This window comes from Streptomyces sp. NRRL B-24484, from assembly GCF_000717715.1.
Lineage (GTDB): Bacteria > Actinomycetota > Actinomycetes > Streptomycetales > Streptomycetaceae > Kitasatospora.
This window is the reverse complement of record NZ_JOAI01000010.1, coordinates 134340-153965: the sequence shown is the minus strand read 5'-3', so window position 1 is coordinate 153965 and position 19626 is coordinate 134340. Positions and strand designations below refer to the sequence as shown.

The 19626-nt window shown below is 71.8% G+C and carries 18 protein-coding genes; all 18 read right to left on the bottom strand.

The features are described 5' to 3' along the window. Nucleotides 1–2: 2 nt before the first annotated feature. The 18 genes from IE98_RS0111885 to thrC all read right to left on the bottom strand — a co-directional run bounded on the left by IE98_RS0111885 (nt 3) and on the right by thrC (nt 19626). Nucleotides 3–917: a F0F1 ATP synthase subunit gamma gene (locus IE98_RS0111885; protein ID WP_030268028.1), complete on the bottom strand. Its 915-nt coding sequence runs from the start codon at nt 915–917 to the stop codon at nt 3–5. 33 nt (nt 918–950) lie between these two features. Beyond that, on the bottom strand, nt 951–2525 hold the full coding sequence (gene atpA / locus IE98_RS0111880; RefSeq protein WP_030268027.1) for a F0F1 ATP synthase subunit alpha: 1575 nt from the start codon (nt 2523–2525) through the stop codon (nt 951–953). A gap of 160 nt (nt 2526–2685) precedes the next feature. Then, nucleotides 2686–3501 (bottom strand): F0F1 ATP synthase subunit delta, encoded by an 816-nt coding sequence (locus IE98_RS0111875; RefSeq protein ID WP_030268026.1) that lies wholly within the window; start codon nt 3499–3501, stop codon nt 2686–2688. Further along, nucleotides 3498–4052, bottom strand: a complete 555-nt coding sequence (locus IE98_RS0111870; protein ID WP_030268025.1) for a F0F1 ATP synthase subunit B — start codon at nt 4050–4052, stop codon at nt 3498–3500. Before IE98_RS0111870 ends, IE98_RS0111875 begins: the two co-directional genes overlap by 4 nt. 37 nt (nt 4053–4089) lie before the next feature. After that, complete coding sequence (atpE, locus tag IE98_RS0111865) at nt 4090–4323, bottom strand: ATP synthase F0 subunit C (protein ID WP_030268024.1); 234 nt, start codon at nt 4321–4323, stop codon at nt 4090–4092. A gap of 84 nt (nt 4324–4407) precedes the next feature. Continuing rightward, the gene (gene atpB, locus IE98_RS0111860) at nt 4408–5235 is read right to left on the bottom strand and encodes a F0F1 ATP synthase subunit A (RefSeq protein ID WP_030268023.1); all 828 of its coding nucleotides are present in this window, start codon (nt 5233–5235) and stop codon (nt 4408–4410) included. Nucleotides 5236–5499: 264 nt separating this feature from the next. Beyond that, on the bottom strand, nt 5500–5931 hold the full coding sequence (locus IE98_RS0111855) for a hypothetical protein (RefSeq protein ID WP_030268022.1): 432 nt from the start codon (nt 5929–5931) through the stop codon (nt 5500–5502). A 359-nt stretch (nt 5932–6290) separates the two neighbouring features. After that, a complete protein-coding gene (locus IE98_RS0111850) occupies nt 6291–7643 on the bottom strand; it encodes an MraY family glycosyltransferase (RefSeq protein WP_030268021.1) in 1353 nt (450 codons plus the stop codon). Between the two features lie 215 nt (nt 7644–7858). Next, nucleotides 7859–9154, bottom strand: coding sequence for a serine hydroxymethyltransferase (gene glyA, locus IE98_RS0111845; RefSeq protein WP_078660944.1), 1296 nt, complete (start codon nt 9152–9154; stop codon nt 7859–7861). Nucleotides 9155–9449: 295 nt separating this feature from the next. Continuing rightward, the gene (locus tag IE98_RS0111840; protein ID WP_030268019.1) at nt 9450–10139 is read right to left on the bottom strand and encodes a low molecular weight phosphatase family protein; all 690 of its coding nucleotides are present in this window, start codon (nt 10137–10139) and stop codon (nt 9450–9452) included. Further along, entirely contained in the window at nt 10136–10783 is a 648-nt protein-coding gene (locus IE98_RS0111835; RefSeq protein ID WP_030268018.1) for an L-threonylcarbamoyladenylate synthase, read from the bottom strand. The genes IE98_RS0111840 and IE98_RS0111835 overlap by 4 nt, the downstream gene beginning before the upstream one ends. Nucleotides 10784–10824: 41 nt before the next feature. Further along, complete coding sequence (gene prmC, locus IE98_RS0111830) at nt 10825–11691, bottom strand: peptide chain release factor N(5)-glutamine methyltransferase (RefSeq protein WP_030268017.1); 867 nt, start codon at nt 11689–11691, stop codon at nt 10825–10827. Nucleotides 11692–11731: 40 nt separating this feature from the next. Continuing rightward, entirely contained in the window at nt 11732–12808 is a 1077-nt protein-coding gene (gene prfA, locus IE98_RS0111825) for a peptide chain release factor 1 (RefSeq protein WP_030268016.1), read from the bottom strand. A gap of 147 nt (nt 12809–12955) precedes the next feature. Next, nucleotides 12956–13180, bottom strand: a complete 225-nt coding sequence (gene rpmE / locus IE98_RS0111820; protein WP_030268015.1) for a 50S ribosomal protein L31 — start codon at nt 13178–13180, stop codon at nt 12956–12958. A gap of 121 nt (nt 13181–13301) precedes the next feature. Further along, entirely contained in the window at nt 13302–14456 is a 1155-nt protein-coding gene (locus IE98_RS0111815) for an LCP family protein (protein ID WP_078660943.1), read from the bottom strand. A 179-nt stretch (nt 14457–14635) separates the two neighbouring features. After that, nucleotides 14636–16720: a transcription termination factor Rho gene (rho, locus tag IE98_RS0111810; RefSeq protein ID WP_030268013.1), complete on the bottom strand. Its 2085-nt coding sequence runs from the start codon at nt 16718–16720 to the stop codon at nt 14636–14638. Between the two features lie 562 nt (nt 16721–17282). After that, nucleotides 17283–18200, bottom strand: a complete 918-nt coding sequence (thrB, locus tag IE98_RS0111805) for a homoserine kinase (protein WP_030268012.1) — start codon at nt 18198–18200, stop codon at nt 17283–17285. A gap of 325 nt (nt 18201–18525) precedes the next feature. After that, complete coding sequence (gene thrC / locus IE98_RS0111800) at nt 18526–19626, bottom strand: threonine synthase (protein WP_052390422.1); 1101 nt, start codon at nt 19624–19626, stop codon at nt 18526–18528.

The window sequence follows — 19626 nt, the reverse complement described above, 5'->3', positions numbered from 1 at the left end:
ACTCATTCGCTCCCGCGGCTAGCGTCGGCGAGGGCGTTGGCGCCACCGACGATCTCGCTGATTTCCTGGGTGATCTCGGCCTGTCGGGCCGAGTTGGCAAGCCGCGTGAGCGACTTGATGAGCTCTCCCGCGTTGTCGGTCGCGCTCTTCATCGCGCGCCGACGGGCGGCGTGCTCGGAGGCGGCCGACTGCAGCAGCGCGTTGTAGATCCGGCTCTCGACGTACCGCGGCAGCAGCGCGTCGAGGACGCCCTCCGCCGACGGCTCGAAGTCGTACAGCGGGAAGATCTCGTTCTTGGCCTTGGACTCGTCGCTGAGCTCGACCTCGTCCAGCTTCAGCGGCAGCAGCCGGGCGTCGACCGCCGTCTGCGTCAGCATCGACTCGAACTTCGTCGAGACCAGGTGGATCTCGTCCACGCCGCCGGTCTCCGCGGTGAACGCCTCGATGAGGTCGCCCGCCACGGTCTTGGCGTCGCCGTAGGTCGGCTTGTCGGAGAAGCCCGTCCACGATCCCGCGACCTGGAGGTTGCGGAAGTTGTAGTACGAGACGCCCTTGCGACCGACGATGTAGGTCACCACGTCCTTGCCCTCGTCGCGGAGCCTCGCGCTGAGCGCGATCGCCTGCTTGATGGCGTTGGTCGAGTAGCCGCCGGCCAGGCCGCGGTCCGCCGTGATCAGCAGGACGGCAGCCTTGGTGGCCTGCGGGTTCTCGGTGGTGAGCGGGTGCTTGGCGTTGGACCGGGTGGCCACCGCCGTCACCGCCCGGGTGAGCTCATCGGCGTACGGAGTGGAGGCGGCCACCGCGCGCTGCGCCTTGACGATGCGCGACGCGGAGATCATCTCCATCGCCTTGGTGATCTTCTTCGTCGCGGTGACAGAGCGGATCCGGCGCTTGTAGACCCGAAGCTGTGCTCCCATTGGGTCGTTACGTCCTTTCCCTCGTTACCGGACTCAGGCCTGCTCGGACAGGAGCTTGCCGTCAGCCGTGGTGAAACCCTGCTTGAAGCCCTCGATCGCGCTGGTCAGCGCGTCGATGGTGCCGTCCTCGAGCTTCTGGGTCTCGACGATGCCGGCGAGGATGCCCTTGTGCTCCAGGCGCAGGTGGTCCAGGAACTCGCGCTCGAAGCGGCGGATCTCGGCGACCGGGACGTCGTCCAGCTTGCCGGTGGTGCCGGCCCAGATGGAGACGACCTGCTCCTCGACCGGGAACGGCTGGTACTGGCCCTGCTTCAGCAGCTCGACCATGCGCGCACCGCGCTCCAGCTGGGCCTTGGAGGCCGGGTCCAGGTCGGAACCGAAGGCGGCGAACGCCTCCAGCTCGCGGTACTGGGCCAGGTCCAGGCGCAGACGGCCGGCGACCGACTTCATGGCCTTGATCTGGGCGGAGCCACCGACGCGGGAGACCGAGATGCCGACGTTCACGGCCGGGCGGATGCCGGCGTTGAACAGGTCGGACTCCAGGAAGCACTGGCCGTCGGTGATGGAGATGACGTTGGTCGGAATGTACGCCGAGACGTCGTTGGCCTTGGTCTCGATGATCGGCAGACCGGTCATCGAGCCGGCACCCAGCTCGTCGGAGAGCTTCGCGCAGCGCTCCAGCAGGCGGGAGTGCAGGTAGAAGACGTCACCCGGGTAGGCCTCGCGGCCCGGCGGGCGGCGCAGCAGCAGGGAAACGGAGCGGTAGGCCTCGGCCTGCTTCGACAGGTCGTCGAAGATGATCAGGACGTGCTTGCCGTCGTACATCCACTCCTGGCCGATGGCGGAGCCGGTGTACGGGGCGAGGTACTTGAAGCCGGCCGGGTCGGAGGCGGGAGCGGCCACGATCGTGGTGTACTCCAGCGCGCCGGCCTCCTCCAGGGCGCCGCGGACGGACGCGATGGTGGAGCCCTTCTGGCCGACGGCGACGTAGATGCAGCGGACCTGCTTCTTCGGGTCGCCGGAGCGCCAGTTGTCGCGCTGGTTGATGATCGTGTCGATCGCGACCGCGGTCTTGCCGGTCTGGCGGTCGCCGATGATCAGCTGGCGCTGGCCGCGGCCGATCGGGGTCATCGCGTCGATGGCCTTGATGCCGGTCTGCATCGGCTCGTGGACCGACTTGCGGACCATGACGCCGGGGGCCTGCAGCTCCAGGGCGCGGCGGCCGGTGGAGGCGATCTCGCCCAGGCCGTCGATCGGGTTGCCCAGCGGGTCCACGACGCGGCCGAGGTAGCCCTCGCCGACCGGGACGGAGAGGACCTCGCCGGTGCGCTGCACCGTCTGGCCCTCCTCGATGCCCGAGAACTCACCGAGGACGACGACACCGATCTCGCGGGTGTCGAGGTTCAGCGCGAGGCCGAGGGTGCCGTCCTCGAACTTCAGCAGCTCGTTGGCCATGACCGAGGGGAGACCCTCGACCTTGGCGATACCGTCCATCGCCTCGGTGACCGTGCCGACCTCTTCACGCGAGGCGGCGTCCGGCTGGTACGACTGGACAAAGTCGGCCAGCGCGTCCCGGATCTCCTCCGGACGGATCGTAAGCTCCGCCATCAGGCTTCCCTGCTCTCCTAGTTTGCGATCCTCGGCCCGCCATTGAGGGCCGCAAGTGCTCGACTCTCGGCCGGGTCGGGGTGAACCGGCCGTACGTTTTGCCGGTCCACTCGGTGTGAACCGACGCCCGACCGAGGGTCGGATGATGCTCTGTGTTCCGTCAGCCTTCGAGGCCCTGGCGAGCGCCTTCGAGGCGGCTCGCCACCGTGCCGTCGATGACCTCGTCGCCGATCTGCACCTTCACGCCGCCGGCGACCGCGGGGTCGACGTCGATGTTCAGGTGGACCTGCTTGCCGTACAGGCCGGCGAGGGCCGCGGCGAGCCGCTCCTTCTGCCGATCCGACAGCGGCACGGCGCTGGTGACCAGGGCCACCACGCGGCCACGACGGGCGGCAGCGAGCTTGGAGTAGGACTCGAGGCCCTGTTCCAGGCTACGACCACGCGGTGCGGTGACCAGGGAGACGACCAGGCGGACGGTGCCCGCGTTGGCGCGGCCGCCGAGCAGCTTCTTGACCAGGGCCGCCTTGGCGGCGGCACCGGCCTTCGGCTCGGTGAGCGCGGCGCGCAGATCGTGCGAGCCGGCGACGACCCGGCCGAACCGGAACAGCTCGTCCTCGACGTCGTCCAGGGCGCCGGCCTTGTCGGCGGCGACGACCTCGGCGTACGCCGAGAGCTCCTCCACCGCGTCGACCAGGTCACGCGCACCGGACCAGCGGGACCGGACGAGACCGGAGACCAGGTCGACGGTCTCGCCGGAGACCTGGCCCGACAGCAGCGTGCCGACGAACTGGGCCTTGTCCTGGCCCGACCGCGAGGGGTCGGTCAGCACGCGGCGCAGCGAGACCTCGCGGTCCAGCAGGGCCGTGACGGCGGTGAGCTCCTCGGCGAGCCTGGCCGCGTCCACCGAGGTGTTGTCGGTCAGGCTCTCGAGGTTCTCCCGGCCGGCGGCCAGGGCCTCGCGGCTGGCGCCGATCACTTGGCACCCGCCGAGGCGGCGGCCTTGGCCTCGAGCTCGTCGAGGAACCGGTCGATCACACCGCTCTGCCGGGCGTGGTCCTCGAGGGACTCACCCACGATGCGGGAGGCCAGCTGGGAGGCCAGCGAGCCCACGTCCTGGCGCAGGGCGGCAGTCGCCTGCTTCTTGTCGGCCTCGATCTGGGCGTGGCCGGCGGCGACGATGGACTCGCGCTGGCGCTGGCCCTCCTCGCGCATCTCGGCGACCAGGGCAGCGCCCTGCTCACGGGCGTGCTCGGTGATCCGGGCGGCCTCGTGACGCGCCTCGGCGAGCTCGGCACGGTACTGCTCCAGCAGGGCCTGGGCCTCGGCCTGCGCAACCTGCGCGCGCTCCATGCCGCCCTCGATGGCATCCCGGCGCTCCGACAGCACCTTCTCGATGCTGGGGAGGAGCTTCTTGCCGAGGAAGCCGAAGACGATGAAGAAGCAGAGCAGGCCGATGATGATCTCGGGCCACGCGGGGAGGAGAGGGTTCATCTTCTCCTCGGCCGCGATGTGAGCCGCGATGCTCATATCTGGACCTTCCTCGAATGGGTCTGCGGCAGGGGAATTACTTACCGGTGCCGTAGACGAACGGCATGACGATGCCGATGAGCGCCAGCGCCTCGGTCAGCGCGAAGCCGATGAACATGTTGGAACGGATGAGGCCGGCGGCCTCGGGCTGGCGGGCCATGGCCTGGACGCCGTTACCGAAGATCAGACCGACACCGATGCCGGGGCCGATCGCAGCGAGACCGTAACCGACGGAAGCGATGGAACCGACGACCTCAGCGAGCTGTGCCATTTCAGCTTGTCCTTTGCGGGGATGTGAACCGGTGGTGGTTGGCCACCGGACGTTTCTGGGTGAGCAGCCCGGGGGCTGCGTGGCTCAGTGCGCCTCTTCGAGGGCACCGGCGATGTAGCTGCTGGCGAGCATCACGAAGATGTAGGCCTGCAGGAACTGCACCAGCAGCTCGAACGCGGTCAGACCGACGGCCACGATGAACGAGGTGGTGCCGTAGAGCGCGCCGATGCTCGGGCTGAGCAGGTACCAGGAGGCGACCGAGAACACGACGATCAGCAGGTGGCCGGCGAACATGTTCGCGAAGGCTCGAACCGCGAGCGTGAAGGGCCGCACGAAGATGTTCGAGATGAACTCGATCGGGACCAGGATGAACATGACCCAGCCGGGGATGCCCGAGGGCCAGCAGAGGTTCTTCAGACCGCCGACGAAGCCGTGCTTCTTGAAGGTCAGGGTCATGTAGGTGACCCACACGATCGCCGCGAGGCCCACCGGGTAGGCGATCCTCGACATCACCGGGAACTGGGCGAACGGGATGATGGACATGATGTTCATCACCCACACGAAGAAGAACATCGAGACCAGCATCGGGACGTACTTCTCGCCCTTTTTGCCGATCGTCTCCAGCACGATGCTTCGCTTGACGAAGTCGTACCCGATCTCGCCGACCAGCTGGAGCTTCCCGGGGACCAGCTTCGGCTTGGCGAACGAGGCCCAGAAGAACGCCACCACCAGCAGGGCGCAGATGATGGACAGAAGCATGGGCTTGGTGAAGTCCACGCTGCCGATGGAGAAGATCGGCTTGAAGTCGAACTCGTTCAGGCCCGGAGCCGGGAAGCCGCAACCGGAGAACAGGTGGCACCCGGCCTCAGAGGCGAGCTGGACGTCAGCACCCACCACAGACTCCTTCGTCATGACGCATGGTTACGGCAACCTCGGTGTGTCGGCGCGGCCCTCGGCCACGGAGCGGCACTGGAACTTGTTGGATTTCTCGCGGACCCTGCGCGGCGCGTATCCCTGCCGCGGGATCTTCGAAGACTTCATGGAGTCGGGGGGCGATCCGTCCGATCATCGGAGCGATCTGGCCGCATCCCGTACTCCGCCGTCGGGACGGACGATAGCAGCCCGTCAGGAGGGCATAAACACCGCCCCCCGCGCGAGGGGGACAGCCCGCCCCCGTCACGGTTGACGCCCGGATTTCGGCTTGTCGTCGCGGGGTTCGGGCTCCACGTAGTAGATCTTGGCCTTCATCGCGCCGCGCACCTGGAAGCCCGTCCAGATCAGGGCACAGCCGAGCAGCGTGAAGCCGAACACCTTGGTGTCGAAGAGGGTGGTGTTCTTGAACACCGCCAGGACGACCGCGACCAGCAGGATCTGCGTCGTGTAGACGAGCAGCGCAGCTGCCATGAGGATCTGCGGGTTGTTCCTGGTGAGCCGGTCGAGCGCGACCTGGCCGAAGCTGAAGAACGCCATCACAAGGAGGACGGCGGCAAGAGCGCCGATCAACCCCTTGGTCCCCACGACTGCGGTGGCGATCACAGCGGCAATCAGGCCGGCGACCGCAGTGGGGATTGCGGCGCCGCGGATGATCCGGGCGTCGTGGGACGGCATGTCGGCAGCTCCGGCGGCATGTCGGCAACGGGGGACTGGCATATGGGTGTGCGCGCGGCGGGGGACGCCGCACCGGGAACCACAGCCGCAGGCCGGCCGCTCGACGGCGAGCCGCTCCAGAAGACCGACCGGGGTGGGAAGTGCTCCACCTGTCAGGTCTTTCGGCGTGTTCTCGGTACTCGTGAACGGTATCACAAACTATTTGATGAGAGCTTTACCATGAACGTGTGGTACCTGTCACACCGATGGCCCAAGGGTGCCGCCGTACGGGTGAGGGCTGTTGACGGCCGGTCAGACGCGGCGGCGGGCGTGTCGCGGACGCCCCGGGAGGGCGCCCCGGACCGCTCCGGGGCGCGCGTTCAGCCCTTCGCGCGGCTGCGCTGTCCGACCGCGGTGGCGCCGCTGCCGATCCGGCTCAGCAGCGCCTTGTCCTTGGCGGAGAGCTCGGCCATCGCGGGCGTCCCGGCGGGTGCCGCGGCGTCGTCCGCCTCGGCGGTGAGGGCCTCCACGGCGGTCGCGGCGTCGGCCGCGGTCTCCTCGGTCCGCGCCTTGCGGTAGCGGGGCGGCACGACGGCCTGCACGGCCCGCGGCGCGTGTGGGCGGAAGCGCGGCATCAGCAGGACGACCAGGCCGACCAGGCAGAGCCCGGCGAAGGCCAGCACCACCGTGCGGCCGGTGTTGGCGACCGAGAAGGCGACCGTGCCGAAGGCGATCAGCGCGGCCCAGAAGTACATGATCAGCACCGCACGGCTGTGCGAGTGGCCGACCTGCAGCAGACGGTGGTGCAGGTGCTGCTTGTCGGCGGCGAACGGCGACTTGCCGGCCCAGGTGCGGCGGACCACGGCGAGCAGCAGGTCGGCCAGCGGCAGCGCGATGACGGTCAGCGGCAGCAGCAGCGGGATGTAGATCGGCACCAGGGTGTGCACGGTGGCGGTCTGCGAACCGGTCTGCGCGGTGATCAGGTCGGGGTCGACGCGGCCGGTGATGGAGATCGCGGCCACGGCCAGCATCAGGCCGAGCATCATCGAGCCGGAGTCGCCCATGAAGATCCGGGCCGGGTGCAGGTTGTGCGGCAGGAAGCCCAGGCACATGCCGATCAGCACGGCGGTGAACAGCACGGCGGGGGCGGCGTCGTTGACCCCGTAGCCGATCCAGAGCCGGTACGAGTACAGGAAGAACGCCATCGCGGCGATGCAGACCATGCCGGCCGCCAGGCCGTCCAGGCCGTCGATGAAGTTCACCGCGTTGACCATGACGACGACCAGCACCACCGAGATGATCATGCCCTGGGTCGGGGTGACGGCGACCGGGCCGACGCCGGGCACCGGGATCGAGATGACCGTCACGCCCTGCCAGACCATGACACCGGCGGCGATCATCTGACCGCCCAGCTTCACCAGCGCGTCCACGCCCCACTTGTCGTCCAGGACACCGAGGACGAACATGATCCCGGCGCCGGAGAGCAGCGCCCGGACGTCCGCGCTCTGGATGAACAGCCGCCCGATGTTGGTCAGTTGGGAGGCCACCAGCAGGCCGGCGCAGAGCCCGCCGAACATCGCGATGCCGCCGAGCCGCGGGGTGGGCTCGCGGTGCACGTCGCGCGCCCGGACGGCCGGCATCGCCCCGGCCGCGATCGCGAACTTCCGCACCGGGCTGACCAGCAGGTACGTCACCGCTGCGGTGACGAAGAGCACCAGGAGATACTCACGCACCACTGGCCTCCTGCATCACGGTCCGACGGATGAGTACGGAGCGTACTCCCGGGATGGTTCGGGGTTCGAGGTGCGTCGCCACGGTCACACCTTATTGAGTCGGACGAGCGGGACGTGCACCGCGGTTCTCCCCGGCCTCCCCCGGGGTGCGCCGGACACCCCGGAACGGCCGCCGGGCGGCCCGGGAACCGCCTGGTCAGGGCCCCGCGGCCGGCTCAGCGGCACCCGGAGAAGGTCCGTGCGATGTCGCGCACCCGCCCGGAGATCCGGGCCTGCGGGCCGCCGCGCAGCAGCTCGCCGATCAGGCCGCCGACCTCGGCGAGCTCGACCGGCCCCATGCCCTGGGCGGCCGCGGCGCCGGTGCCCAGCCGGATCCCGGAGGCCTCCGCGGCCGGCGCCGGGTCGAACGGCAGCGCGCACTTGCCGAGCATCAGCCCGGCCGCGGCGCAGCGGCGCTCCGCCTCGATGCCGGTGAGGCCGAGCGGGCTGACGTCGGCGGTGACCAGGTGGGTGTCGGTGCCCCCGGTCATCGGCCGGACGCCGTGCTCGGCGAGGGCCCCCGCGAGGGCCTGGGCCCCGTCGACGGCCCGGCGGGCGTACCGGGCGAAGTCCTCGCCGGCGGCCTCGGCGAGCGCCACGGCCTTGCCGGCGACCTCGTTCATCGCGGCGCCGCCCTGGGTGAACGGGAAGACCGCCCGGTCGATCCGGTCGGCGAGTTCCACGGTGGACAGCAGCAGGCCGCCGCGCGGGCCGCGGAGCAGCTTGTGGGTGGCGGCGACGGTGACGTCCGCGTACGGCACCGGGGAGGGCGCCAGGCCCGCCGCGACGAGCCCGGTGGTCTGGGCGGCGGAGGCGATCAGGTAGGCGTCGACCTCGTCCGCGACGGCCCGGAAGGCGGCCCAGTCGACGTGCCGGGGGTAGGAGATGCCGCCGGCGACGATCGCCTTGGGGCGGTGCCGGTGCGCGAGTTCGCGGACCTGTTCCAGGTCGATCCGGCCGTCCTCCTCGCGGACGCCGTAGCCGACGAAGTCGAACCACCGGCCGGAGAAGTTGGCGCGCGAGCCGCAGCTGAGGTGGCCGCCGTGCTCCAGGGACATCGCGAGCACCGTGTCGCCCGGCCGCAGCATCGCCGCGTACGCCGCGAGCATCGCCGAAGTCGCCGACCGCGGCTGGACGTTGGCGTGCGGGGCGGCGAACAGCTGGCGGGCCCGGTCGACCGCCAGCAGTTCGGCGGTGTCGGCCAGCGCGCAGCCGGTGTGGTGGCGCCGGCCGGGGTAGCCCTCGGCGTACTTGTCGATCAGCGGGCCGCCGAGCGCGGCCAGCACGGCGGGGCTGGTGATGTTCTCGCCCGCCAGCAGCTGCAGGCTCTCCGCCCGCCGTTCGGCCTCCGCGGTGAGCAGGTCGGCCAGCAGCGGGTCGGCCCGGCGGAGCGCCTCCGCGGGCTCCCAGCGCGCCCCGGTGGCGGGAGCGTCGGTCTCGGTCGGGCCGTGCACGGTGGGGGTGACGGACATGGCGCAGCTCCCGGAAGCGGCGGGTGGGTCCCTCCAGCGTAGGTCGGGGCCGACCCGGTGGCCCGCCCGTACACGGCCGCGTTGCGCCGTCGGGGACGCCCGCGGGCGGCTCGCGGCCGAGGGCCCGCCGGCCGCCGTCGACGGCCCGACACGTCCTGGGCACTCCGCCTGCACGGTTTCTCCACCCGATCCCCCGCAATCCCCCTTGCCGGCGGGTCCGAACGGCGGATCGGGGGGCGCCGGGCGGGGCGCGCCGGGCGGGGCGCGATCCGGCGCGGGCGGCCGGCCCGGGCGGTCAGTCGCGCCCGTGGACCCCCGTCAGGGCGGTGACGACCGGGTCGAGGGCGTCGAATATCTCCTCGCCGCAGTTGCGGAACATGCCGATCGGCGCGCCGTACGGGTCGTCCACCTCGTCCGACTCCGGGGAGGCGGCGAGCAGCCAGCCGCGCAGCGCGGCGGCGGCCCGCACCAGTGCGCGCGCCCGCTCCGGCAGCTGGGCGCCGCCGCGGGGCTCGGGCAGGGTGACCGGGTCGATCCGCCGCACCAGCCGGGTGAACTCCTTCAGGGTGAAGGTGCGCAGCCCGGCCGCGTGGCCCATGGATATCACCTGGGCGCGGTGGTCGAGCGTGGCGGTGAGCACCAGGTCGGCGTCGATGACGTGTTCGTCCAGCAGCTCCCGGCCGGCGAAGCCGGCGCTGTCAACGCCGTACTCGCCGAGCACGGTGGCGGCGTGCGCCTCCATCGGGGCGCCCTCGTGGCCCCACGTCCCGGCGCTCTCGACCACGAAGCGGTGCGAGGCGGCGCCGAGCCGGGCGGCCAGCTCGTGGCGGGTGAGCCGCTCGGCGATCGGCGAGCGGCACACGTTCCCGGTGCAGACGAAGAGGATGCGGAAGGTGTCGACCGGTCGTGGCGCGGCCGTCCGGTACGGGACGGCCGCGAACCGGGCCGGGCCGGGGCCCGCGGCGTACAGGGACGCAGCGGTCAACTGCCGGCCTCCAGGTCCGGGACGACCTCCCTCAGCTGCTCGACGCTGATCGCGCCCGCCCGCAGCACGACGGGGGTCTTGCCGGTGACGTCGACGATGGTGGAGGCCGTCGCGTGGTCCGCGCGGCCGCCGTCCAGGTAGACGGAGATGGCGTCGCCGAGCTGGCCCTGGGCCTCGTCGCAGGTCGCGGGCGAGGGGCCGCCGGTCTTGTTGGCGCTGGAGACGGCGAGCGGGCCGGTGGTGTTGAGCAGCTCCAGGGCGACGGGGTGCAGCGGCATCCGGACGGCGACCGTGCCGCGGGTCTCGCCGAGGTCCCAGCGCAGCGAGGGCTGGTGGCGGGCGACGAGGGTCAGGCCGCCGGGCCAGAACGCGTCGACGAGCTCCCAGGCCTGCTCGGAGAAGTCGGTGACCAGGCCGTGCAGGGTGGTCGGCGAGCCGACGAGCACCGGGGAGGGCATGTTGCGGCCGCGGCCCTTGGCGTCGAGCAGGGCGCCCACCGCCTCCGGGGAGAACGCGTCGGCGCCCACGCCGTACAGGGTGTCCGTCGGCAGGACGACGAGCTCGCCGCGGCGGATCGCCGAAGCTGCCTCGCGCAGCCCGGTGGCGCGGTCCCCGGTATCGGCACAGTCGTAGCGGCGGCTCATCGGTGCGGTCCCCTTCCGAAGTTCACGGCGAAGTCACGAAGTCACAGGGCGGCGCGGCGGGCGGTGGTGAAGCGCGGCCGGCCGTTGAGGTCGCGGTGGTCGGCGGCGTCCGTCCACCCGCCCTCCTCGTTGAAGATCCAGGGCACGTGGCCGCCCTGGGTGTCGGCGTGCTCGACGACCACCGCACCGCCGGGGCGCAGCAGCCGGGCGGCGACCCGCTGGATGCCGCGGATGGTGTCGAGGCCGTCCTCGCCGGAGAACAGCGACATCTGCGGGTCGTGGTCGCGGGCCTCGGGCGCGACGTACTCCCACTCGGTGAGCGGGATGTACGGCGGGTTGCTGATGACCAGGTCGAACCGGCCGTCCCAGGAACGGTCGTCCTCGAAGGCGCGGGTGGCGTCGCCCTCGTGCAGGTGGACCCGGGCCCGGTCGGGGCTGGTCGCGATGTTGCGCCGGGTGTAGGCGAGGGCGCCCTCGTCCAGCTCGAAGGCGTGCACGGTGGAGCGCGGCAGCTCCTGGGCGAGGGCGAGCGCGATGGCGCCCGAGCCGGTGCACAGGTCGACCACGAGGGGCTCGGCGACGTCCATGTCGCGGACGGCGTCTATGGCCCACTCGACGACGGTCTCGGTCTCCGGCCGCGGCACGAAGACGCCCGGGCCGACCTCCAGCTCCAGGTAGCGGAAGAAGGCGCGCCCGGTGATGTGCTGCAGCGGTTCGCGGGCCTCGCGGCGGGAGATCGCCTCCCAGTAGCGGGCGTCGAAGTCGGCGTCGGGCACGGTGTGCAGCTGGCTCCGCTTGACGCCGTGGACGTGCGCGGCGAGCTCCTCGGCGTCGAAGCGCGGCGACGGCACGCCGGCCGCGGCCAACCGCTGGGTGGCCTGCGCCACCTCGGCGAGCAGCAGGTTCATCCGACCACACCTCTGACTTCTCGGGCCCCGGGCCCGGTTCTCAGTTCTCCTGGGCGGCGGCCAGCTTGGCCGCAGCGTCGGCGTCCACGCAGGACTGGATGACCGCGTTCAGGTCGCCGTCCAGCACCTGGTCCAGGTTGTAGGACTTGAAGCCGGTGCGGTGGTCGGAGATGCGGTTCTCCGGGAAGTTGTAGGTCCGGATGCGCTCGGAGCGGTCGACGGTGCGGACCTGGCTGCGGCGGGCGTCGGAGGCCTCCCGCTCCGCCTCCTCCTGGGCCGCCGCCAGCAGGCGCGAGCGCAGGATGCGCATCGCCTGCTCCTTGTTCTGCAGCTGGCTCTTCTCGTTCTGGCAGGAGGCCACGATACCGGTCGGCAGGTGGGTGATCCGGACGGCCGAGTCGGTGGTGTTGACGGACTGGCCGCCGGGGCCGGACGAGCGGTAGACGTCGATCCGCAGGTCGTTGGCGTGGACCTCGACCTCGACCTCCTCGGCCTCCGGGGTGACGAGCACGCCGGCGGCGGAGGTGTGGATGCGGCCCTGCGACTCGGTGGCCGGGACGCGCTGCACGCGGTGCACGCCGCCCTCGTACTTCAGCCGGGCCCAGACGCCCTGGCCGGGCTCGGTGCTGCCACGGGTCTTCACGGCGACGGAGACGTCCTTGTAACCGCCGAGGTCGGACTCGTTGGAGTCGATGATCTCGGTCTTCCAGCCGACCCGCTCCGCGAAGCGCAGGTACATCCGCAGCAGGTCGCCGGCGAAGAGCGCGGACTCCTCGCCGCCCTCGCCCGCCTTGACCTCCAGGATGACGTCCTTGTCGTCATTGGGGTCGCGCGGGACGAGCAGCAGCCGCAGCTCCTCGGTCAGCTCGTCGCGGCGGGCCTCCGCAACCTTCGCCTCGGCGAGGAAGTCGGGGTCCTCGGCGGCGAGCTCGCGGGCGGCCTCGATGTCCTCGCCGGTCTGCCGCCAGGCGCGGTAGGTGCGGGTGATCGGGGTCAGCTCCGCGTAGCGCTTGGCGAGCTTGCGGGCGTTCGCCTGGTCGGCGTGCACCGAGGGATCGGCCAGCCTCTTCTCGAGGTCGGCGTGCTCGACGAGGAGCTCTTCGACTGCCTCGAACATGGCGTGGGCCTACTTCCCGTGGGTGCCGGTGGGACGAGATGGGTGCTCCGGGCGCCGGACGGCGGCGCGGAGCGGGGAGATGCGAACGGCGCCGGCCCGGCGCCCCCGCGGATCCGCGGGGGCGCCGAGACCGGCGCCGTGGAAGCGCTAGGCCTTGCCGCCGCTGAGCTTCTTGCCGAAGCGGGCCTCGAAGCGGGCCACGCGGCCACCGGTGTCCATGATCTTCTGCTTGCCGGTGTAGAACGGGTGGCACGCCGAGCAGACCTCGGCGCGGATCTCGCCGCTGGTCTCGGTCGAGCGGGTGGTGAACTCGTTACCGCAGGTGCAGGTCACCTTGGTCACGACGTACTCGGGGTGAACGTTGGCCTTCAAGGGTCTCTCCTAGGTTTCGGGAGGGCACCGGGTCGGCGGCAGGCAGCCGCGCGTGAACCGGGACCGACGGACCAGTGTGCCAGCACCGGCCGCCTCTTCCCAAACCGAGGCGCGGCCCGGGCTATTCCCGGCCCGCCGCGCCGACCGGGCTGCGGGTCGCGGCGCCCGGGGTGCGGGGAGAGGCGCCCGGGGTGCGGGGAGAGGCGCCCGTGGAGGGGCTGGGCGTGCTGTCGGCGGGGTTGGACGGCTGGATGCTCACCACCGACTGCGGGACGGCGCCGTCGGCCTGCAGGGCGGCCCACAGCTGGGCGGCCTGGGGGCTGCGCGGGACGACCCGGTTCGGGTCGCTCGGGGCGCTCACCACCGGCAGCGTCACCATGGTCATCTCGTCCGGCCCGATGCCCTTGAGGGTGTTGGCGAGGCCGACCAGTGCGCTGACCGAGGCGAGCTCCGAGTCGGTGGTCATCGACTTGGTGAGCTTGTCGGCGATCGACCACAGGTGCGCCGGGTTGGACGTGAGTCCGAGCGCACCGATCTGCTTCATGATCGACTTCACCATCTGCTGCTGGAGTTCGATCCGGCCGAGGTCGCTGCCGTTGCCGACGCCGTGCCGGGTGCGGACGAAGGCCAGCGCCTGGGTGCCGCTGAGGTGGTGGTCGCCGGCCGCCAGGTGCAGCCCACTGTCCTGGTCGGAGATGTCGACGGTGGTGGTGACGTCGACCCCGCCGATGGCGTCGATCAGGCCCGCGAAGCCGGCGAAGTCCACCTCGACGAAGTGGTCCATCCGCATCCCGGTCAGCTGCTCGGTGGTCTTCACCGCGCAGGCCGGTCCGCCGACCTCGTACGCGGAGTTGAACATCGCGCTGCGCAGGGCCGGGGTGGCGGTGCCGTCCGGAGCCGTGCAGGCCGGGCGGGCGACCAGGGTGTCGCGCGGAATGCTGATCACCGAGGCGACGGAGTGCTCGCGGTTGACGTGGACGACCATCGCGGTGTCCGAACGGGCGGTGTCACCGACCGCGCCACCGGCCAGCGAGTGGTTGGCGCCGGCCCGGGAGTCCGAGCCGAGCAGCAGGATGTTGAAGGCACCACCCACCGATGCGGGGGGTCGGCCCGGGCCGAGCTGGGTGTCGATGTCGACGCTGCGGATGTTGCCGTTCAGCTTCCAGTACGCGTAGCCGGCCGCACCCGCACCCACCAGCAGCAGCCCGATCACGGTGAACACCGCGATGCGCAGCACCTTGCGGCGTCTGCTCCGGGGCTCTCGCCGATCGGACATCCCTTCCCCTTTCTGCTCGAACGGGGCTTTTCGAGCATAAGGGAATCCGGCCTCCGCCGATCGGCGGAGGCCGGAGGGCCGTACGGGGCCCGCGGCGCCGGCCGCGGGGAGCGGTGCCCAAAGGGCGAGGCCCCCACCGCGGATGCGGTGCGGGGCCTCGCCCTGCGGAACGGGCCGCGTCAGTCGCCGGAACCGGGGGTGGTCTTGGCGATCTGCATCAGGAACTCGGCGTTGCTCTTGGTCTGCTTCATCTTGTCCAGGAGCAGCTCGATGGCCTGCTGCGAGTCGAGCGCGTGCAGCACCCGGCGGAGCTTCCAGGTGACCGCCAGCTCCTCCTTGCCCAGCAGGATCTCCTCCTTGCGGGTGGAGGACGCGTCGACGTCCACCGCCGGGAAGATCCGCTTGTCGGAGAGCTTGCGGTCGAGCTTGAGCTCCATGTTGCCGGTGCCCTTGAACTCCTCGAAGACCACCTCGTCGGCGCGGGAGCCGGTCTCCACCAGGGCGGTGGCGAGGATGGTCAGCGAGCCGCCGTTCTCGATGTTGCGCGCGGCGCCGAAGAACTTCTTCGGCGGGTAGAGCGCGGTCGAGTCGACACCACCGGACAGGATGCGGCCGGAGGCCGGCGCGGCCAGGTTGTAGGCGCGGCCGAGGCGGGTGATCGAGTCGAGCAGGATCACCACGTCGTGGCCCAGCTCCACCAGGCGCTTGGCACGCTCGATGGCGAGCTCGGCGACGGTGGTGTGGTCCTCGGCCGGGCGGTCGAAGGTCGAGGAGATGACCTCGCCCTTCACCGACCGCTGCATGTCGGTGACCTCTTCCGGACGCTCGTCGACGAGGACGACCATCAGGTGGCACTCGGGGTTGTTGTGGGTGATCGCGTTGGCGATCGCCTGCATGATCATCGTCTTGCCGGTCTTCGGCGGGGCGACGATCAGACCGCGCTGGCCCTTGCCGATCGGCGACACGAGGTCGATGATCCGGGTCGTCAGCACGCCCGGGTCGGTCTCCAGGCGCAGCCGCTCCTGCGGGTACAGCGGGGTCAGCTTGCCGAACTCGGGGCGGCTGCGGGCGCCGTCCGGGTCCGTGCCGTTGACCGAGTCGAGGCGGACCATCGCGTTGAACTTCTCGCGGCGCTCGCCGTCGCGGGGCTGGCGCACCGCACCGGTGATGGCGTCGCCCTTGCGCAGGCCGTGCTTGCGCACCTGGGCGAGCGAGACGTAGACGTCGTTCTGGCCCGGCAGGTAGCCGGAGGTCCGGACGAACGCGTAGTTGTCGAGGATGTCGAGGATGCCCGCGACCGGGATGAGGACGTCGTCCTCGCCGATCTGCGGCTCGGGGGTGCTGCCCTCGAAGCCCTCGCGGCGGCCGCGGCCCCGGCGGTCGCGGTAGCGTCCGCGGCGGCCGCGGCGGCCGTCGCCGAACTCGTCGTCGTCGTAGCCGCCGGCCTGCTGCCCGGCGGGCTGGCCCTGGCGGCCGGCCTGGGTGTCCTGCTGCTGGGTGCCGGTCTGCTGCTGGCCCTGGGCGGGCTGGCGCTCCGCCCGGTCGCGGTCGCGGCGGTTGCGGCGGTCGCGGCGGGACTCGCGGGACTCGCTGTCCTGGCCCTCGGCCGCCTCGGGACGCTCGCCGCCCTCGCGGCGGTCGCGCCGGTCACGGCGGTCGCGGCGCTCGGTACGGGTCTCGCCCTCGGCGGGACGCTGCTCGGCGGTGCGGGTCTCCGCCTTGGCCTCGGCGACCACGGTGCCGGCCGACTCGGCGGCGGCCTCGGCGGTCGGGGCGCCGGCCGCGGAGGTGGCACGGCGGCGGGTGCGCTCGGTGCGGGCCGGCGCGGTCTCGGCGGCGGCCTGGACCGGGATCTCGATCTGGGCCTGCGGCTGCTCCGCGGGGGCGGCGGCAGCGGCGGCGGCAGCACGGGTGCGGCGGGCCGGCTTCTCCTCGGCGGCCGGGGCGGCGGCGGGCGCCTCCTCGGCGGGAGCGGCGGCCTTGGTGGCGGTGCGCTTGGCGGCCGGAGCGGGCGCGGCGGCGCCGGCGAGCAGCGGGTCGCCGCCGCTCTTCTCCTTGATGGCCTCGATGAGCTGGCTCTTGCGCATCCGTCCGGTACCGCTGATACCGAGGCCCGTGGCGAGCTTCTGGAGCTCGGCGAGGACCAGGCCGTCGAGGCCTGCGGCGGCGCTGCGACGGCGCCTGGCCGGGGCCGCGGGGGCGGCGGCTGCGTCCGACGCGTCGGCGTCCGGGCGCGCGCCCATCAGATCGGTGGTGTCGCTCACTAAGGGTCCTTCCCTGGAGCGGACGTCGGCCTGTCTGGCTCGGCGACCGGTTGTGCTGTCCTGACCAACGCCGAATCACGCTGGTCCGAGGCGGTCGTCCCCCCGAAAGGACCAGCCGATCGGGTGGACGCTGCGAAAAGTGCGGTGCACTGTGGTGCGAAGTGGCGCGGTGGGCCGGTCTCGTGCCGGCCTCGCTGCCTGTTTTTGGTTCCCGGGCCCCCGTCGCGCGGCAGCACCTCGGGCTCCGCCCGCCCGTACCTCAGTGCGGAGGCCGCGGGTGGGAGTCAGGTGCCGTCACGGCTTCGGGATGCGCCTCAGTCGCGCAGGCAGGCTGCGTACGCGCTGTGGTGGGCTCCCGGAAAATCGTGGTCCCGTCCTTCCGGACCCTGCAGGTGCGGACGGTGCCAGCCTGAAGGGGCGGGATCGGGACGTGGCGCACCGAACCCCGGAGGGTGTCTGGTGCAGCAATGAGGTTAACACTACCGACCCCCTGACACATTCCCCAGCCCTGTAGTTGTCAATCGTTTCCGTTCCCGCGGGTGTGGCCGCGTTCGGTGTCGGCTCAGACGTCGAGCGGCAGGACGCACGCACCGGCACGGTCCAACTCCAGCCGGTGGGCGGCGAACTCGGGCCCGGCGAGGCCGAGCACCTTCTCCGCGGAGGCTTCGTCGGTGAGCGCCAGCACGGTGGGGCCCGCACCGGAGATCACGGCCGGCACGCCGTGCGCGCGCAGGGCGGCCACCAGGGCGGCGCTGTCGGGCATCGCGGAGGCGCGGTAGTCCTGGTGGAGGCGGTCCTCGGTGGCGGTGAGCAACAGCTCGGGACGGCGGGTGAGCGCCTCGACGAGCAGGGCGGCGCGGCCGGCGTTGACGGCGGCGTCGGCCAGCGGGACGGTCTTGGGCAGCAGGCCGCGGGCGGTCTCGGTGAGCACCTCGGTGGCGGGCACGAAGACCACGGGGACGACCTGGTCGGACGGGTCGAGCACGATGGTGCGGGCGCCGTCCTCGGCCGTCCACGCGACGGTGAAGTTGCCGCGCAGGCAGGCGGCCACGTTGTCCGGGTGGCCCTCCAGCTCGGAGGCGAGGGCGAGCAGGGCGTCGTCGTCGAGCGCGTGCGCCCCGCCGATGGTGACGGCACGGGCGGCGACGATGCCGGCGCAGATGGCGGCGGAGGACGAGCCGAGGCCGCGGCCGTGCGGTATGCGGTTGGCGCAGACCACCTCCAGGCCGCGGGGCTGGCCGCCGAGGCGGTCGAAGGCGGCCCGCATGGAGCGGACGACCAGGTGGCGCTCGTCGCGGGGCAGGCTGTCGCTGCCCTCGCCGGCGATGTCGACCGAGAGGCCGGAGTCGGCGACGCGGACGACGATGTCGTCGTAGAGACCCAGGGCGAGTCCGAAGGCGTCGAAACCGGGGCCGAGGTTGGCGCTGGTCGCGGGGACCCGGACCCGGACGGCGGCGGCACGGAACGCAGGACCGGCCATGCGGTGGACTCTCCTGGGGAGTGAGGGCTGCCCGATGGGGGTGGGGCCAGCGGTGGTACGGCGGCGGGGCCCTGGACACCAGGGACCCGGCAGTGCGGGAATGTGCGCGCCGTGCGCGCCCCGACGGAACCAGCCTATCGAAGACAGGTTCCACAGCGGTACACCCTGCTCGGCACCGATCTTCCGTGTTGCCGTTCGTGGCCGGAAACGATGCGGAATTGAGCGGGGAAATCCGTGCGGAATCAACACGTACGTGTCATTGCCGGACGGCCGCGGGCCGACCCCCGAAAGGGTCGGCCCGGGGCGCGTGCCGGCTGAGCCGCCGTCAGTCGAGCAGTCCGAGGCGGTGCGCGGCGGCCTCGGCGTCGACCGGGACGATCTCCGGGCGCTGCGGGGCGCCGGCCACCGCCCAGTCCGGGTCCTTGAGGCCGTTGCCGGTGACGGTGCAGACGATCCGCTGACCCGGATCGACCAGGCCCGCCTCGGCCTTGGCCAGCAGGCCGGCCACGCCGGAGGCCGAGGAGGGCTCCACGAAGACGCCCTCCTGGGAGGCCAACAGCCGGTAGGCGGAAAGGATCTGACGGTCCGTCACCTTGTCGATGAGGCCGCCGGACTCGTCGCGCGCGGCGATCGCGTGCTCCCACGAGGCCGGGTTGCCGATCCGGATCGCGGTGGCGATGGTCTGCGGCGAGCGGACGGGGGCGCCGTCGACGATCGGGGCCGAACCGGCCGCCTGGAAGCCCCACATGCGCGGGGTGCGGGTGGCCAGGCCGTCCGCGGCGTACTCCCGGTAGCCCTTCCAGTAGGCGGTGATGTTGCCCGCGTTGCCGACCGGCAGGACGTGGACGTCGGGGGCGTCGCCGAGCATGTCGACGATCTCGAAGGCGGCGGTCTTCTGGCCCTCGATGCGCACCGGGTTCACCGAATTCACCAGCGCGACCGGGTACTTCTCGGACAACTCGCGGGCGAGCGTGAGGCAGTCGTCGAAGTTGCCGTCCACCTGCAGGATCTGCGCGCCGTGGATGATGGCCTGGCCCATCTTGCCGAGGGCGATCTTGCCCTGCGGGACGAGCACCGCCGGCACCATGCCGGCCCGCACCGCGTAGGCGGCGGCGGAGGCCGAGGTGTTGCCGGTGGAGGCGCAGATGACGGCCTGGGCGCCGTCCTCCTTGGCCTTGGAGATGGCCATCGTCATGCCGCGGTCCTTGAAGGACCCGGTGGGGTTGGCGCCCTCGACCTTGAGGTACACGTCGCAGCCGGTGCGCTCGGAGAGCACCCGGGCGGGGACGAGCGGCGTGCCGCCCTCCAGCAGGGTCACCACGGGCGTCGCCGCGGTGACCGGAAGCCGGTCGCGGTACTCCTCGATCAGGCCGCGCCACTGGTGGGTGCGGGCGCCGCTCACTCTGCTCTCGGCGATGGCGTTCAT

Excerpts from the sequence above, each read along its gene's own strand:
- IE98_RS0111835 (WP_030268018.1), bottom strand. The coding sequence starts at position 10,783 with ATGAGCCGCCGCTACGACTGTGCCGATACCGGGGACCGCGCCACCGGG.
- prfA (WP_030268016.1), bottom strand. The coding sequence starts at position 12,808 with ATGTTCGAGGCAGTCGAAGAGCTCCTCGTCGAGCACGCCGACCTCGAG.
- atpE (WP_030268024.1), bottom strand. The coding sequence starts at position 4,323 with ATGGCACAGCTCGCTGAGGTCGTCGGTTCCATCGCTTCCGTCGGTTAC.
- atpB (WP_030268023.1), bottom strand. The coding sequence starts at position 5,235 with ATGACGAAGGAGTCTGTGGTGGGTGCTGACGTCCAGCTCGCCTCTGAG.
- IE98_RS0111885 (WP_030268028.1), bottom strand. The coding sequence starts at position 917 with ATGGGAGCACAGCTTCGGGTCTACAAGCGCCGGATCCGCTCTGTCACC.
- IE98_RS0111815 (WP_078660943.1), bottom strand. The coding sequence starts at position 14,456 with ATGTCCGATCGGCGAGAGCCCCGGAGCAGACGCCGCAAGGTGCTGCGC.
- IE98_RS0111870 (WP_030268025.1), bottom strand. The coding sequence starts at position 4,052 with ATGAGCATCGCGGCTCACATCGCGGCCGAGGAGAAGATGAACCCTCTC.
- IE98_RS0111855 (WP_030268022.1), bottom strand. The coding sequence starts at position 5,931 with ATGCCGTCCCACGACGCCCGGATCATCCGCGGCGCCGCAATCCCCACT.
- prmC (WP_030268017.1), bottom strand. The coding sequence starts at position 11,691 with ATGAACCTGCTGCTCGCCGAGGTGGCGCAGGCCACCCAGCGGTTGGCC.
- thrB (WP_030268012.1), bottom strand. The coding sequence starts at position 18,200 with ATGGCCGGTCCTGCGTTCCGTGCCGCCGCCGTCCGGGTCCGGGTCCCC.
- atpA (WP_030268027.1), bottom strand. The coding sequence starts at position 2,525 with ATGGCGGAGCTTACGATCCGTCCGGAGGAGATCCGGGACGCGCTGGCC.
- glyA (WP_078660944.1), bottom strand. The coding sequence starts at position 9,154 with ATGTCCGTCACCCCCACCGTGCACGGCCCGACCGAGACCGACGCTCCC.
- thrC (WP_052390422.1), bottom strand. The coding sequence starts at position 19,626 with ATGAACGCCATCGCCGAGAGCAGAGTGAGCGGCGCCCGCACCCACCAG.